The sequence below is a fragment of the Nocardia sp. NBC_00416 genome (assembly GCF_036032445.1).
GTDB lineage: Bacteria > Actinomycetota > Actinomycetes > Mycobacteriales > Mycobacteriaceae > Nocardia.
This window is the reverse complement of record NZ_CP107932.1, coordinates 4,184,737-4,200,247: the sequence shown is the minus strand read 5'-3', so window position 1 is coordinate 4,200,247 and position 15,511 is coordinate 4,184,737. Positions and strand designations below refer to the sequence as shown.

13 protein-coding genes are annotated in these 15,511 nt (G+C 68.1%); 8 read left to right on the top strand and 5 right to left on the bottom strand.

Annotated features, from left to right (window positions below):
• Positions 1–4: 4 nt before the first annotated feature.
• Both OG804_RS17930 and OG804_RS17925 read right to left on the bottom strand, forming a co-directional pair.
• A complete protein-coding gene (locus OG804_RS17930; RefSeq protein ID WP_442941560.1) occupies positions 5–1,702 on the bottom strand; it encodes a PH domain-containing protein in 1,698 nt (565 codons plus the stop codon).
• Positions 1,699–2,211 (bottom strand): PH domain-containing protein, encoded by a 513-nt coding sequence (locus OG804_RS17925; RefSeq protein WP_328387955.1) that lies wholly within the window; start codon positions 2,209–2,211, stop codon positions 1,699–1,701. Before OG804_RS17925 ends, OG804_RS17930 begins: the two co-directional genes overlap by 4 nt.
• Before the next feature lie 189 nt (positions 2,212–2,400).
• On the opposite strand from OG804_RS17925, the gene OG804_RS17920 reads away from it, so the two are divergent.
• The 5 genes from OG804_RS17920 to OG804_RS17900 all read left to right on the top strand — a co-directional run bounded on the left by OG804_RS17920 (position 2,401) and on the right by OG804_RS17900 (position 9,299).
• Positions 2,401–4,980: a bifunctional FO biosynthesis protein CofGH gene (locus OG804_RS17920; protein WP_328387953.1), complete on the top strand. Its 2,580-nt coding sequence runs from the start codon at positions 2,401–2,403 to the stop codon at positions 4,978–4,980.
• Between the two features lie 129 nt (positions 4,981–5,109).
• A complete protein-coding gene (gene fdxA, locus OG804_RS17915; RefSeq protein ID WP_328387951.1) occupies positions 5,110–5,433 on the top strand; it encodes a ferredoxin in 324 nt (107 codons plus the stop codon).
• Between the two features lie 12 nt (positions 5,434–5,445).
• Positions 5,446–6,564 (top strand): succinyldiaminopimelate transaminase, encoded by a 1,119-nt coding sequence (gene dapC / locus OG804_RS17910; protein WP_328387949.1) that lies wholly within the window; start codon positions 5,446–5,448, stop codon positions 6,562–6,564.
• A gap of 88 nt (positions 6,565–6,652) precedes the next feature.
• Entirely contained in the window at positions 6,653–8,290 is a 1,638-nt protein-coding gene (pruA, locus tag OG804_RS17905; protein WP_328387947.1) for an L-glutamate gamma-semialdehyde dehydrogenase, read from the top strand.
• Positions 8,291–8,348: 58 nt separating this feature from the next.
• Positions 8,349–9,299, top strand: a complete 951-nt coding sequence (locus OG804_RS17900; protein WP_328387945.1) for a proline dehydrogenase family protein — start codon at positions 8,349–8,351, stop codon at positions 9,297–9,299.
• 42 nt (positions 9,300–9,341) lie between these two features.
• Here the strand turns inward: OG804_RS17900 and OG804_RS17895 are convergent, their stop codons facing one another.
• Complete coding sequence (locus OG804_RS17895) at positions 9,342–10,214, bottom strand: oxygenase MpaB family protein (protein WP_328387943.1); 873 nt, start codon at positions 10,212–10,214, stop codon at positions 9,342–9,344.
• Between the two features lie 128 nt (positions 10,215–10,342).
• On the opposite strand from OG804_RS17895, the gene OG804_RS17890 reads away from it, so the two are divergent.
• Positions 10,343–10,987, top strand: coding sequence for a TetR/AcrR family transcriptional regulator (locus OG804_RS17890; protein ID WP_328387942.1), 645 nt, complete (start codon positions 10,343–10,345; stop codon positions 10,985–10,987).
• Positions 10,988–11,024: 37 nt separating this feature from the next.
• On the opposite strand, the gene OG804_RS17885 is transcribed toward OG804_RS17890, so the two are convergent.
• Positions 11,025–11,906 carry an oxygenase MpaB family protein gene (locus OG804_RS17885; protein WP_328387940.1) on the bottom strand — a complete coding sequence of 294 codons (882 nt, stop codon included), beginning with the start codon at positions 11,904–11,906 and terminating at the stop codon, positions 11,025–11,027.
• A 190-nt stretch (positions 11,907–12,096) separates the two neighbouring features.
• On the opposite strand from OG804_RS17885, the gene OG804_RS17880 reads away from it, so the two are divergent.
• A complete protein-coding gene (locus OG804_RS17880; RefSeq protein WP_328387939.1) occupies positions 12,097–13,515 on the top strand; it encodes an acyl-CoA synthetase in 1,419 nt (472 codons plus the stop codon).
• A gap of 51 nt (positions 13,516–13,566) precedes the next feature.
• Entirely contained in the window at positions 13,567–13,974 is a 408-nt protein-coding gene (locus OG804_RS17875; RefSeq protein ID WP_328387938.1) for a PPOX class F420-dependent oxidoreductase, read from the top strand.
• 565 nt (positions 13,975–14,539) lie between these two features.
• Here the strand turns inward: OG804_RS17875 and dapD are convergent.
• Complete coding sequence (dapD, locus tag OG804_RS17870; RefSeq protein WP_328387937.1) at positions 14,540–15,487, bottom strand: 2,3,4,5-tetrahydropyridine-2,6-dicarboxylate N-succinyltransferase; 948 nt, start codon at positions 15,485–15,487, stop codon at positions 14,540–14,542.
• Positions 15,488–15,511: the final 24 nt, after the last annotated feature.

Here is a 15,511-nt window from a genome sequence, read left to right as displayed (position 1 = left end):
GGGCTCAGGCCGGTTTCGAACTCGCTGTCACGGCGGCGCGCTCGGCGCGACCCAGTCGCCCGGGAGTGACGGCTTCGATCACGGGCCACGCCCGGTCCAGCGGTACGTCTTCGATGAGGTAGAGCTTCTTGCCCGCGGCGGTGGCCGCGCCGACCGTCGCGAGACCGGCCCGGCGCTGCCAGTAGGTCTGCCGCACGGTCCAACCGATGACACCGGGCGCTTCGAGACAGGCGCGTTCGCGATCGAGTGATCCGGAACGGACGATCAGCCAGGCCGGGGAGCCGGAGGTTGCGGGGAGCACGGCGTGGCCGAGACCGCGGTAGCGGTCTTCGGCGAGCAGTACACAGATCGGTGCCAGGACGAACGGCGGCAGCCACCACCACGGTGCGATATGCCATCCGGCCGCGAGCGGCACCAGCAGAGCTGCGGCGCTGACGGGGACGGGCCAGCAGGCCCGGACGTAGCGACGCCGCCGGGCAGCGGGACCGTGCCGGGTGAGCGGCGCTTCGGCGAGTGCCGCGAGGTGCGCCGCGGGAACTCCGGTGGCGGCGGGGTATTCGGTCCGGTGCGGGCGCAGTAGCCGGACCAGCGTGCGTTCGACCGCCGCGCGCGGAGACTGCGGCAGAATCTTCTGCCGTGGGTTCTCGCCGGTGGTGATCGCCTCCAGTTGCGCGGCGCCGGCCAGGCGCAACAGCAACGGCTCCCGGATGGCCGCGCCGCGCAGACGCGCGGTGTCCAGCGTTATCCGGCGTAGCGTGAACAGCCCGCGGCGGATCTGCAGGGTGGCGCCGTGGTCGGTGACCCGCAGCCCGAAATTCGTGACCAGATAATGTGCGCAGGCCGCCGCGCTCACCACGACCACCAACGCGGCCAGCGCCATCAGTCCGAGCAGCGACAGCGACAGCAGATCCACGCCGCGCACACTGTCGACCGTGTTGCGGCTGATACTGATCTCGGCGGCGCCGAACCCGAACTGCGCGGCGATGCCCAGCGCGGAGGCGGCGAGCGCGAAACCGGTCAGCGACAGCGGTGCGTACCGCACCCAGCCCGGCTGCCAGTGGCCGATCTCCTCGCCCCGGTCGGCCGCGGAACCCTCCGGCGCGGCACCGGGTTCGCTGTCGGCGGGGATCGCCGGGAGGTCCGGGTCGTCGGCCCGAACATGGGGCTGCCGGGTGTGGGCCAGCAATTCGGCGCGCAGCGGCCGGACCCGGTCGGCGGCAAGGGCGTCCAGGGTGAACCGGTCGCCGGCTCCGGCCTCCTGCCCGGTACCGATCACCACCACGGCCAGACCCAGCACGCGGTGCAGCGGATCGGCTTCGATATCCACCGACCGGATCCGCGCGCGCGGCACCGACAGCCGCCTGCGCCGGATCAATCCGGTGCGCAATTCGACGTGGGTGGGCCCGACCCGGTATGCGGTGGTGAACCATTTCGTGAGTGCGTACGGAATCACCGCCACCAAGCCCAGCAGGCTGTACAGCGGGTTACCGGAGCTGACGCCGAGGATCACCGCGCCGATCACCGCGGGCAGGAACTTCACGACCTCCTGGACGGGATGCACCAGCAGCATGCGGCGATCGAGACGTAGCCACGGCTCCGCGCCGTCCGCGCCGGCCGAAGCTCCCGCATCCGTCCGCGCCGGTCCGCCCGCATCCGGTGCGGCGGCCGGCTCCCCGCCCGGCGCCGAACACGGTTCGGTCATGTCGCGTCACCGCGGTGCCGGGACGCGATCTCGGTCAGTCTCGTCACCGTCTGTTCGGCGACCGCCCGGTCGAGCAGGCTGATGTGCACGGCGCCGGCCGAGGAGGCGGTGGTCACGGTGACCGTCGACAGGTCGAGCAGGCGCTCCAGCGGACCTCGTTCGGTATCCACCGTCTGTACGCGGGAAATCGGCGCGACCCGGCTCTCCTGGGTCAACCAGCCCACCCGGGTGTACACGGCTTCGTCGGTCACCTCCCAGCGGTGGACTCGATACCGCCAGCGGGGCACCGCGACGGCGGCGAACACCGCGACCGGCACCACGATCACGGCCGCCGCCACCTGCCAGGGCCGCCGCCCCGGATCGAGCGCGACCCACCCGAGCAACGCGGCGAACACGGCGAGCCATGCCAGCGCGATCTGCACGGTCCACACGGTCTTCGCGCGGGGACTCGGCCGCCACGAGGGGTCGGTCAGCAGATTCGGTGACCGCGGCGGGCTGTCCGGCGACATATATTCATCGTCGCACGGTAGCGCGGAGCTGCGCTGGCCCGGGACGCATCGATCGCCGGCCCGGTCCCGGCGCGCGCCGCGGCCGCCCGAATCTCTCCATCCGCCCCGACCTGCACGGAATAGCCCGACATGCGCCGGGGTTGTGAACGCTCAACGACCTGGGAGGAGACAGTTCCGGATGTGTGCCGCATGATCGAGGGCGTGACCGACCTACCCGAACCGACCGTCCCGACCCCTGTGCCGACCCCTGCCGCGATGCGCCGGGCACTGCGCCGGGCACGTGACGGGGTCACCTTGAACGTCGACGAGGCGACGGTCCTGCTGCACGCGCGCGGCGACGACCTGGCCGACCTGTCCCGCAGCGCGGCACGGGTGCGCGACGCCGGGCTCGCCTCGGCTGGACGGCCGGCCACCATCACCTACTCGCGCAATGTCTTCATCCCGCTCACCCACCTCTGCCGCGACACCTGCCACTACTGCACTTTCGTGACGGTGCCGGGCAAACTGCGCGCGCAGGGTCGCGGGATGTTCCTGGAACCCGACGAGGTCCTCGAGATCGCCCGCCGGGGCGCCGAATTGGGCTGCAAGGAGGCGCTGTTCACCCTCGGTGATCGGCCCGAGGCCCGTTGGCCGGAGGCCGCGCAGTGGCTGGACGAGCGCGGCTACGACTCGACTCTGGACTATTTGCGCGCGGTCTCCATCCTGGTGCTCGAGGAGACCGGGCTGCTGCCGCATCTGAATCCCGGTGTGATGTCGTGGGAGGAGATCTCCCGGCTGAAACCGGTCGCGCAGTCGATGGGCATGATGCTGGAGACCACCTCGACCCGGCTGTTCACCGAGAAGGGCAACTGCCATTACGGCAGCCCCGACAAGGATCCCGCGGTACGGCTGCGCGCCATCACCGACGCGGGCCGGCTGTCGGTGCCCTACACCACCGGGATCCTGGTGGGCATCGGCGAGACCATCGCCGAGCGCGCGGACACCATTGCCGCGATCCGCAAACAGCACAAGGCGTTCGGTCATATCCAGGAAGTCATCGTGCAGAACTTCCGGGCCAAGGACGACACCGCCATGCGCCACGCCCCGGACGCCGATCTGACGGAATTCCGGGCCACCATCGCGGTGACCCGGCTGCTGCTCGGGCCCGATGTCTCGGTGCAGGCGCCGCCGAATCTGGTATCCGGCGAGGAATGCCGCGCGCTGCTGGAAGCCGGGATCGACGACTGGGGCGGGGTGTCGCCCGTGACGCCCGACCATGTGAACCCCGAACGGCCCTGGCCCAACCTGGACAGCCTCGCCGAGATCACCGCCGCCGCCGGTTTCGAACTGGTGGAACGCACCTCCGCGCATCCGAAGTACGTGCGCGCCGGGAGCCCGTGGATCGATCCGCGGATCGGAGTCCACGTCGCGGCCCTCACCGATCCGGAGACCGGTCTCGCGAAAGCCGGCGCTCTCCCGGTGGGACTGCCCTGGCAGGAACCCGACGAGTCCTGGGAGTCGGCGGGCCGGACCGATCTGAACACCGCGATCGACACTTCCGGCCGCAATACCGACACCCGCAGCGATATCGACAACGCGTTCGGCGACTGGGACACGATTCGCGAACAGGTCCGCGATCTGGCCGCCGCGCCGCAACGGCTGGATTCGGATGTGCTGGCCGCGCTGCGCGCCGCGGAGCGGGACCCGGCCGGCCTCTCCGACGCCCAGTATCTGGCGCTGGCCACCGCCGACGGAGCCGACCTGGAGGCCGTCGCGGGGCTGGCCGACCAGTTGCGCCGCGACGTCAACGGCGACGACGTCACCTATGTGGTGAACCGCAATATCAACTTCACCAATATCTGCTACACCGGGTGCCGATTCTGTGCGTTCGCGCAGCGTAAAGGTGACGCCGACGCGTTCACCCTCAGCACCGACGAGGTCGCCGACCGGGCCTGGGAGGCCTACGTCGACGGTGCGACCGAGGTCTGCATGCAGGGCGGTATCGATCCCGACCTGCCGGTCACCGGGTACGCGGACCTGGTGCGCGCGGTCAAGGCGCGGGTGCCGTCCATGCACGTGCACGCGTTCAGTCCGATGGAAATCGTGAACGGCGCCTCCCGGGGCGGCCAGAGCGTGCGGGACTGGCTGACCGCGCTGCGCGAGGCCGGTCTGGGCACCATCCCGGGAACGGCCGCCGAGATCCTGGACGACGAGGTCCGGTGGGTGCTGACCAAGGGCAAACTGCCCGCCTCCGCCTGGATCGACGTGGTCACCACGGCGCACCAGGTGGGGATCCGATCCAGTTCGACCATGATGTACGGGCATGTCGACAACCCGAGCCACTGGGTCGGGCATCTGCGTGTGCTGCGCGGTATCCAGGACGAAACCGGTGGTTTCACCGAGTTCGTGCTGCTGCCGTTCGTGCACCAGAGTGCCCCGCTCTACCTGGCGGGCGCGTCCCGCCCCGGCCCGACCAACCGCGACAACCGCGCCGCGCACGCGCTGTCCCGGATCATGCTGCACGGCCGGATCGACAACATCCAGACCAGCTGGGTGAAACTCGGCACCACCGGCACCCAGGTGATGCTGAGCAGCGGCGCCAACGATCTCGGCGGCACGCTGATGGAGGAGACCATTTCCCGGATGGCCGGTTCGCAGCACGGGTCGGCGAAGACCGTGGCCGAACTCACAGAGATCGCGGAGGGTATCGGCCGCCCGGTCCGGGAACGCACCACGACCTATGGGGTTCCGCCGCGGCGCGGTCCGGTGCCTGGTTTGGAACTGGTGTAGAACCAGGAGCGCGTACCGCGGACTCGTCTCTAATTAGGGCAGGCTCACCGGGGGTAGCCTGTGGGGCGCCGGGGATACTTGTGCGCGGGCGCAGTGACCCGGAGAAGAAGGAAGACTAGGAGAGCGGGAGTGACGTACATCATCGCCGAACCGTGCGTTGACGTGAAGGACAAGGCGTGCATCGAAGAATGCCCTGTGGACTGCATCTACGAGGGCGGCCGCATGCTCTACATCCATCCCGACGAATGCGTTGACTGTGGTGCGTGTGAGCCGGTCTGCCCGGTGGAGGCGATCTTCTACGAGGACGACACCCCGGATCAGTGGAGCGGTTACGTCAACGCCAATGTCGACTTCTTCGATGAGCTGGGTTCGCCGGGCGGCGCCACCAAGCTGGGCAAGGTCGATTCCGATCCGGCGTTCATCAAAGAGTTGCCGCCGATGGCCGAAGAGTAGAGCGATCCGACGATGAGCACCGATGTTTCCCGCCGTCCCCGCGTGAGCGCGGCATTGCCCGAATTCCCATGGGACACCATCGCGGGTGTGAAGGCCAGGGCGGCAGCGCATCCGGATGGGCTCGTCGATTTGTCGGTGGGCACTCCGGTCGATCCGGTCGACCCGTTGATCAGGTCGGCGTTGAGCGCGGTATCCGATGTGCCGGGGTACCCGACCACACACGGCACGCCGCAGTTGCGGGCCGCGGCGGTGGCCGCGCTGACGCGGCGGTTCGGTATCACCGGGGTGGATCAGGCGGCCGTGCTGCCGGTGATCGGCACCAAGGAGTTGATCGCGGGTCTGCCCCGGCTGCTCGGTCTGGGTCCCGCCGATCTGGTGGTGATTCCCGAGGTCGCCTATCCCACCTATGAGGTCGGTGGGCTGCTGGCGGGGACACGGATTCTGCGTGCGGACGGCCTCACGCGGCTCGGGCCGGAGCATCCGGCGCTGATCTACCTGAATTCGCCGTCGAACCCCACCGGCCGGGTATTGGGGCTCGAACACCTGCGCAAAGTGGTCTCCTTCGCGCGGGAACGCGGCGCGGTGGTCGCCTCCGACGAGTGCTACCTGGGCCTGGCCTGGGAGGAACCGGCGGTGTCGATTCTGGATCCGCGGGTGTGCGACGGCGACCATACCGGCCTGCTGGCGGTGCATTCGCTGTCCAAGACTTCGAATCTGGCGAGTTACCGGGCCGGATTCGTGGCCGGTGATCCGGAGTTGGTGGCGGAGCTGCTGGAGGTGCGCAAGCATTCCGGCATGATGGTGCCGTTCCCGATCCAGGCGGCCATGGCGGCGGCCCTCGGCGACGACGAGCACGAGTCGGTACAGCGGGAACGCTATCGGGCGCGCCGGGAGACCCTGCGGGCCGCGCTGCTGGACGCGGGTTTCCGGATCGATGATTCCGCGGCCGGTCTGTATCTGTGGTCCACCCGCGGCGAACCGTGCCGGGACACCCTCGATTGGCTCGCCGAGCGCGGCATCCTGGCTGCTCCCGGCGATTTCTACGGTCCGGCCGGAGCCGAGCACGTGCGTATCGCGTTGACGGCCACCGATGAGCGGATCGACGCGGCGGCCGACCGGCTGCGCGGATAGGGTCCGCGCTCGCGGGTGCGATAACGACTCCGCACATATCCGCGCGTCGAGTGCGGGCGGTCGGGGTCGTGCGGCGCTAGCCTGGGGTATGGACGCTGTCACAGTTGTCCCCACCCCCGGTAACGAGCCGGTGCACACGTACGCGCCGGGCAGCCCTGAGCGGAAACGGTTGCTCGGGAAGCTCGCCGATCTCTCCGATAGCGCCGTCGATATCCCTATGGTCATCGGCGGTAAACATCGGCCGGGAATCGGTGAGCGACGCCGGATCGTCGCGCCGCATCGCCACCGGCTGGTGCTCGGGACCTATACCGATACCACCCATACCGAGGCGGCCGCGGCGATCGATGCCGCTACCGCCGCCGCGCCCGGCTGGCGGTCGCTGCCGTTCGACGAACGCGCCGCGGTGTTTCTGCGCGCCGCGGATCTGCTGTCGGGGCCGTGGCGGGAGACGCTGGCCGCGGCGACGATGCTGGGGCAGTCGAAATCGGTGGCGCAGGCCGAGATCGACGCGCCGTGCGAACTGGTCGATTTCTGGCGGTTCAACGTCGCATTCGCCCGCGGCATCCTGGAACAGCAGCCGCAGTCCGGTGCGGGCGTGTGGAATCGGCTCGATTACCGCCCGCTGGAGGGTTTCGTCTACGCGATCACCCCCTTCAATTTCACCGCTATCGCGGGAAATCTGCCCACCGCGCCCGCACTCATGGGCAATACCGTGGTGTGGAAGCCCTCGCCCACCCAGACACTGGCCGCCTATTACACGATGAAACTGCTGGAGGCCGCCGGATTGCCGCCCGGCGTGATCAATATGGTCACCGGCGACGGGCGGGATCTCTCCGAGGTCGCGCTCGCCGATCCCCGCCTGGCCGGTATCCATTTCACCGGCTCCGGCGCCACCTTCCAATCGCTGTGGAACCAGGTGGGGTCCAATATCGGGCGTTACCACGGATATCCGCGGATCGTCGGAGAGACCGGCGGTAAGGACTTCATCGTCGCGCATCCTTCCGCGGAGCCCGCCGCACTGCGCACCGCGATGATCCGTGGCGCCTACGAATATCAGGGCCAGAAGTGTTCGGCCGCCTCGCGCGCCTATCTGCCGCGGTCGCTGTGGCGGGAGATGGGCGACGATTTTCTCGGGATCGCGCAGAGCCTGAGTTACGGCGATATCGCCGATCTGTCGAATTTCGGCGGGGCGGTGATCGATCGCCGGGCCTATGACAAGAGCGTGCGCGCGATCGAGCGCGCGCGATCCGCGGGTGTGGAGATTCCGGTGGGCGGAACATTCGACGACAGCGAGGGCTGGTTCGTCCGGCCGACCGTGCTGCTCGCCGACGATCCGCGCGACGAATCGTTCGCTACCGAATACTTCGGCCCGATCCTGTCGGTGCACGTCTACGACGATTCCCAGCCCGACGCCTACCCGACGATCCTGGCCGAGGTGGAATCGGCCGCACCGTACGCTCTCACCGGTGCGGTATTCGCCCAGGACCGGCATGCGGTCGAGCAGGCGGCGCAGCAATTGCGATTCGCGGCCGGCAATTTCTATGTCAACGACAAACCCACCGGCGCCGTGGTCGGGCAGCAACCTTTCGGCGGGGCCAGGGCCTCGGGTACCGACGACAAGGCCGGGTCGCCGCTGAACCTGCTGCGTTGGGTGGCCCCACGCGCCCTGAAGGAAACCTTCGTGCCGCACACCGATCACCGCTATCCGCATATGGAGCCGGAGTGAACCGCCGGTCCCGGTCCGGATCCGGCGACCCCGGCGGACCGGCCGACGGGGAGCTACGGTGAACCCGCTGCGCCCGGCGATTCTGGCGGCGGCGGGATCGGATCGGGTGAAACGAACCCTGACCACGAGCCCGGCCACGGCGTCGATGGTCCAGCGCTTCGTACCGGGTGAGGCGCGGTCGGAACTGGTCGAGGCGGCCCGGACGCTGCTGATGAGCGGGCGGGCGGTGAGCGTCGATTTCCTCGGCGAGAACACCACCGACCGCGTGCGGGCCGACACCGCGGTCGCCGAGTACATTGCCCTGATCAACGATCTGGCGGCTCTGCACACCTCCGAGGTGCCGGCCGGTGCCGCGGCGCTGGAGGTCTCGGTCAAACTGTCCGCGCTCGGGCAGGCGCTCGGCCCCGACGGCCCGGCGATCGCGACCGAGAACCTGCGCGTTCTGTGCACCAAAGCCGCCGAAGCCGGGGTGTGGGTCACCGTGGATGCCGAAGACCACACCACCACCGCGGCGACCCTTGCTGCGATCCGGGAGGTGCGCCCTGACTTTCCGTGGCTGGGCACCGTGATCCAGGCCTACCTGTACCGCAGTGAAGCCGACTGCCGCGACCTCGCCGACGCGGGTGCGCGGGTACGCCTGTGCAAGGGCGCCTACCGGGAGCCGGAGACGGTGGCCTACCAGCGGCGGGTCGACGTGGACCGCGCCTACCTGCGCTGCCTCCGGGTTCTGATGCGCGGCGCGGGTCGTCCGCTGGTGGCCTCGCACGATCCCGTAGTGATCGCGGCGGCGGCCGACCTCGCGACGATTACGGGCCGCCGCGCGGGTGAACTGGAGTACCAGATGCTGTACGGCATCCGCACCGACGAACAACTGCGCCTGGCCGACCGAGGGGATTTCGTGCGGGTGTATCTGCCCTACGGACAGCAGTGGTACGGATATCTGATGCGCCGGATCGCGGAGCGGCCTGCCAACCTGGGGTTCTTCTTGCGCGCATTGGCCGGCCGTTGACGACATTCGCACGTTGCGAACCGGCTCACCCCCAACTGCACCTCAGACCAGGGGTTTGCCTTTGCGCATACGGCGGCGCATATCCCACAGGTAGTAGTTCATCGGGAACTGGCGCAGGGTCCTGGGCTGAAACACGAGGCTGAAGCCGATGACCTTCATGGTGCGGTCGAACCACCGCTGATTGCCTTCGGTCCAGTTCAGGTGCATCTTCGTGCGGATCTGCGGGGGCAGACAGCCGGTGACCACGAATCGGTGGAATTTCGCCGATACCCACTGGACCGGGCGCGGCAGCATCTTCAGGTCGATGAGGTCGTTGAAGTAGGCGCGGGTGGTGTCGTCGATTTCCAGGTCGTCGAGGTTGTCTTCCCAGAACTGCCAGAACGCGGCCCGGTTGGGCGGCCACATCTCCGGTCGCACCTGGAGGGTGGTGCCGAGCCGGATGCTGTGGGCGTAGAAGGTGTCGGCGGTCGCCTCGTCCATCGGGCCCCGGACCTTCTCCAGGAGGTCGACGAAACCGAAATACAGGCAGGCCGCGACCCAGAGCTGGAGTTTCGGGTCGAAGGCGTTGTACTTGACAGGGCTGGTGGGTTTGGTGCGGATGTGGCGGTGCGAGGTGTTGACCGCTAGTCGGTAGGCGTTGCGTTCTTCTTCGTTGCCGAGCATGGCGACGGCGAGGTAGGTCAGGGTGGTGCGCAGCCGTTTGAACGGATGCACCATGACATTGCCGCTTTTGACGTCGCTCTCCATCACGCCGTAGGCGACCGGCCGCAGACCCAGCTGCATGATGACGTTCGCGGTGCCGCCGAGGAAGGCGGTGACTCCGACGATGTGGTCGTTCACATCGAAGTCGGGTGCGTACAGCCGCTGGGGTTCGGGCTCGGGTTCGCTCATCGATGCGGGCCAGGGAGCGGTCATCGGTGACCTCTTTCCTATGAGAAGATTATATGATAACCATCTCATTCTCTCGATGTCGCGTCAACCGCTCCCGCAACTGTGCGATGCTTACCATGTCATTGCATCGCCGAGCGCGGGAAGGTGCCGAGATGGGTGCGCTGGCTCAATTGTTGCCTCTGGTGCGATCACCGCGCCGAGATCAAGATCAATCCGTGCTGGCCGCGGCATTGCAGGCGTTTCTCGATTTCGGGATCAAGCGCACGAGCATGGTCGAGGTCGCCCGGCGTGGCGGCCTGTCCTTGGCCACACTGTACCGCCGGTTCTCGAGTAAATCGGACTTGATCCAGGCGGTCGGTCTGGCACAGACGCGTGAATTCATCGAGGGTGTCGATGCCGCGGTGCAACGGCAGATCGATCGTGACGCGGGTGCCGAGGATCAGATCGTGGAGCTCTATGTCGCCTTCCTCGCTGGTCTGCGCGGTAACGAGCTGTTGGACCGGTTGCTGAACACCGAACCCGAAATCGTCCTGCCCTACCTCACTACCAAGGGCGCCCCGGTGATCGAATTGGGCCGCGATTACGTCGCCGAATTCATCACCCGCCTCCAGGGTGAGGGCAAACTGCCGCAGTATGATCCGCTTCCGCTGGCCGAGATGATCGCCCGCAACGCCCTGTCGCTGGCGCTGACACCGCAGACGGTGATACCGCTGGAGGACGATATCGCGGTTCGCAAATACGCGCGCGACCACGTGGTCGTCTCGTTCCGGGTGCCGAGTCAGGTCGCCGATTCCTGAAATAGGAATTGTGCTGTTTCGGATTCGCAATTTCGAATCAGACGAGTTTCAGACCGAATCGGCGGCGTATCCGGAAATCGAGCAGGTAGGCGTTGATCGGGAAACTCCGCAGTGGCACCGGCAGTGCCGCCGACACGCGACCGAGGGTCCGGAGCGAGCGACCGAACCGGCGTTCGTCGCGCGCCGACCACGTCATGCCCATCTCGGTGCGCAGATGTGCGGGCAACAGTCCGGCGGTCACCCACCGGTTGAACCGGCCGCCGAGGAACTGGACCGGGCGGGGGAACATCTTCAGATCGACGATCTCGTCCAGCATCGCGCGGACCGGCGGATCGATCCGGGTCCGGGCCAGGTTCTCGGACCAGTAGCGGTCGAAGGCCTCCTGATCGGCCGGCCACGCATCCGGCGGTACCTGCAGGGTGGTGCCCAAGCGGGCCGAATGGCGGTAGATCGTCTCCTCGAGCCCGGGTTCGGGTCGTCCGCGCATCCGCTCCCGGATATCGCGGGCGCCCCAATACAGGCAGGCGGCGACCCACAATTGCAGATCTCGGTCGAAGGCGTTGTAGCGCACCGGGCTCTGCGCGGTCGAGCGCACTCGGCGATGGGAGGTATCCACCGCTTTCCGGTACGCCGTCCGCTCATCGGTAGTGCCGAGGAGGGCGACCGCGAGATACGTGAGTGTGGTGCGCGTGCGTTTCACCGGATGCAGGGTGAGTTTTCCGCTGTCGACCGGGCTTTCCAGAACGCCGTATCCCACGCCGGGGACGGCGAGCTGCATTATGACGTTGGCGGCGGCGCCGAGTACGGCCGCGCCATCGATATAGGGGCGGAAATCGAATTCATCTTCTATATCCGCGGAATGTACCGGCTGATCTGCGGAATCGGGCAGGTGCGGCTCTTCGGGAGCGGCGCTGGTCATAAAGGCTACCGTTTCGAATTATCGACTGGGGCTGTCGGAACACCTTCGCGCCGAAGCTTATATGTGTCAAGCGCTGTGGCCGATTATCGAATTGCGATGAGAAACGCGTGCGATGCCTGCGGGCGGATTTCGGGAATAGTACGAGCAGGTGGCCGGTATGCGCCCGGGGCCGGGGCAGTAGTTTGGGTACATGTCCCATGGCACCCGCCTGCTCAGCTCCCTCGACCCCCTCGCCGTCGCCGCGGGGGCGGATATCCCGGACGCCGTGACCATCGACGGTGTGACGCTGTCCCGCAGTGATCTGCTCGGCGCCGCCACCTCCGTGGCCGAACGTGTCGCCCGTGCGGAGCGGGTCGCGGTGCTGGCCCGGCCGACGGTGCCGACGGTTCTCGCCGTCGTCGGCTGCCTGATCGCCGGTGTGACCGTGGTGCCGGTACCGCCCGATTCCGGCCCGGCGGAACTGGAGCACATTCTCACCGATTCCGGTGCCCAGGCCTGGCTGGGCGAAGCGCCCGACGGAACCGGACTCCCGGTGGTGCCGGTCCGCAAACATGCCCGGTCCTGGCACTCCTACCCCGAACCCGACCCTGCTGCACCGGCATTCGTGCTCTACACCTCCGGTACCACCGGGGCGCCCAAAGGCGTGGTGCTGAGCCGCCGCGCGATCGCCGCCGGTCTGGACGCCCTCGCCGAAGCGTGGGCCTGGACTGCGGCCGATGTGCTGGTACACGGCTTGCCGCTGTTCCACGTCCACGGCTTGATCCTGGGGCTGCTCGGGCCGTTGCGGGTCGGCGGCCCACTCGTGCACACCGGGAAGCCGACACCGGCGAACTACGCCGCGGCCGCGGGCACGATGTACTTCGGAGTGCCTACCGTGTGGACCCGGATCGCCGACGACCCCGTCGCGGCGAAAGAACTGAGCACGGCCCGGCTGCTGATCTCCGGCAGCGCTCCGCTGCCGGCCCCGGTGTTCGAGCGGCTCGCCGAACTCACCGGCCAGGCCCCGGTAGAGCGATACGGGATGAGCGAAACCATGATCACCCTGTCGGCTCGGGCGGACGGTGCGCGGCGCGCCGGCTGTGTGGGTGTGCCGGTGCGGGGCGTGCAGACCCGGCTGCGGGACGAGACGGGACGGCCGGTGCCGCACGACGGTTCGAGTATCGGGGGCCTCCAGGTTCGCGGGCCCATGCTGTTCGACGGCTATTTCGGCAGGCCGGAGGCTACCGCGGACTGCTGGACCGAGGACGGCTGGTTCCGCACCGGAGACGTGGCGGCCATCGACGCCGAGGGCTTCCATCGGATCGTCGGACGCGAATCGGTGGACCTCATCAAATCCGGCGGATACCGAATCGGCGCGGGGGAGGTGGAAACCTGTCTGCTGGGTCATGCCGCGGTCGCGGAGGTGGCGGTCGTGGGCCTGGCCGACGCGGACCTGGGCCAGCGGATCGTCGCGTTCGTGGTCCCGCGCGGCGCGGCACCGGACGAGCAGGCATTGATCGACCATGTGGCCGAACAACTCTCGATTCACAAACGACCCCGGGAGATCCGCTTCGTCGAGGCGCTCCCGCGCAACGCCATGGGCAAGGTGCAGAAGAAGCAACTGAGTTAGCGGGGCGGCGACTATTGACCTCCACTCAGGTCGAGGTTTTACCGTCGGATCATGAACACGACGCTCACCCAGGACCAGATCGACTATCTCGCCGGACAGCAGCTCGGTCGACTGGCCACGGTCGCGCCCGACGGTGCGCCGCAGAACAATCCGGTCGGCTTCCGCTACAACCCGGATCTGGGCACCATCGATATCGCGGGCTGGAATATGGGCCGGTCCCGCAAGTTCCGGAACCTGGCCGGGAACGACCGGGTGGCGTTCGTGGTCGACGATATCGCCTCGGCCCAGCCGTGGCGGGTGCGCTGCCTGGAGATCCGCGGCACCGCGGAGGCGCTCACCGACACCGTCACCTACATCGGCCCCGGGGAGAGCGAACTCATCCGCATCCATCCCGACCGGGTGATCTCCTTCGGCATCGACGGCGTCACCGCCGGTACGGCCGCGTCGGCAGCCTCCTGATCCATCTGCTCCGGCCCGGCCATCCGCGAGCCCTGGAAGTCGCCGGGTTCGCGAGGAGTACGACCAGCGCCCCGGGCTTCCGCTGGGTGGTCGGCATCAGCGGTCGCGGGCCGACGGAGGTTGGGATCGGCGCCACCTGCGCCTGGTCGGCACCTCGCCGGACCACGCTCCGCTTCCAGCGGCACGAGGACTCGTCAATCGCCTACGTTCTACTTTCGCAGTGCGGATGTTCCGCATCTCGAGCCGACTCTTCCGGGCACCGGGCCGTTGAGACGGAGCGTGTGCGGTAGACCTCGCCCCGAGTTTGCGAGCGCGAGCTCCTTGTCGGAGTTCGCGACCATTAAGGACTGACATCGCCGTGGGTTCGCGCCGGTTTTCACACCCCGCGCCGCAGCGATGTCACCCGGTCCAGATACCCGGCCTTTATGGTCGGGGCCCGCCCCGGTTCTGGAGCGACGGAGCGAAGGAGCGCAGCGACTGAGCGCAGGAGTGAAGAACCGGGGTTGACAATTGCCCCGACCCCGCCCCGCCGAAGGCGGGGCAATAAACACAGGGGTGCCATGTATCAGTTGTGGGCGTGCAGCGCCTCGTTGAGTTCGATGCCGGTGCCCGCGCGCGAGACCACCTCGACCGTTCCGGTTTGCGAATTCCGTCGGAACAGCAGGTTGTTCCGGCCGCTCAGATCGGCCGCCTTGACCACGGTGCCGTCGGGGGTGGTGACCTTCGTGCCGGCGGTCAGGTAGAGGCCTGCCTCGAGGACGCAGTCGTCGCCGAGTGGGATGCCCAGGCCCGCGTTCGCGCCCAACAGGGACCGCTCGCCGATCGAGATGATCGTGGTGCCGCCGCCGGACAAGGTGCCCATCGTCGAGGAGCCGCCGCCGATATCGGAGCCGTCGCCGACCACGACGCCGGCGGAGATCCGGCCTTCGACCATGGAGGTGCCCAGGGTGCCGGCGTTGAAGTTCACGAAGCCCTCGTGCATGACGGTGGTCCCGGCGGCGAGGTGCGCGCCGAGGCGCACCCGATCGGCGTCGCCGATCCGGACGCCGGCGGGCACCACGTAGTCGACCATGCGCGGGAATTTGTCGATGCTGTACACCGTGACGGGGCCGCGGGCGCGCAGTTTGGCGCGGGTGGACTCGAAGCCCTCCACCGCGGCCGGGCCGTGGTTGGTCCACACGACATTGCTGAGCAGGGCGAACTGGCCTTCCAAGCTCACCTCGTGCGGGCGGACCAGCCGGTGGGACAGCAGGTGCAACCGCAGATAGACGTCGTGAGCGTCCACGGGGGCCGCGGACAGGTCGGCGATGGTGGTGCGCACCGCGACCACCTCGACACCGCGGGCGGCGTCCGAGCCCACGAGTTCGGCGAGTTCGGCGGGCGCCGCAGCGAGGCGTTCGGTGCCGGTTTCGCCGAACTGCCCCAGTTCGGGGCTGGGAAACCAGGTATCCAGCACGGTTCCGTCCGCGGTCACGTTGGCGATGCCGATGGCGGTTGCTCCCTGAGTGCTCACGACACGAAAGCCTACCCACCAACG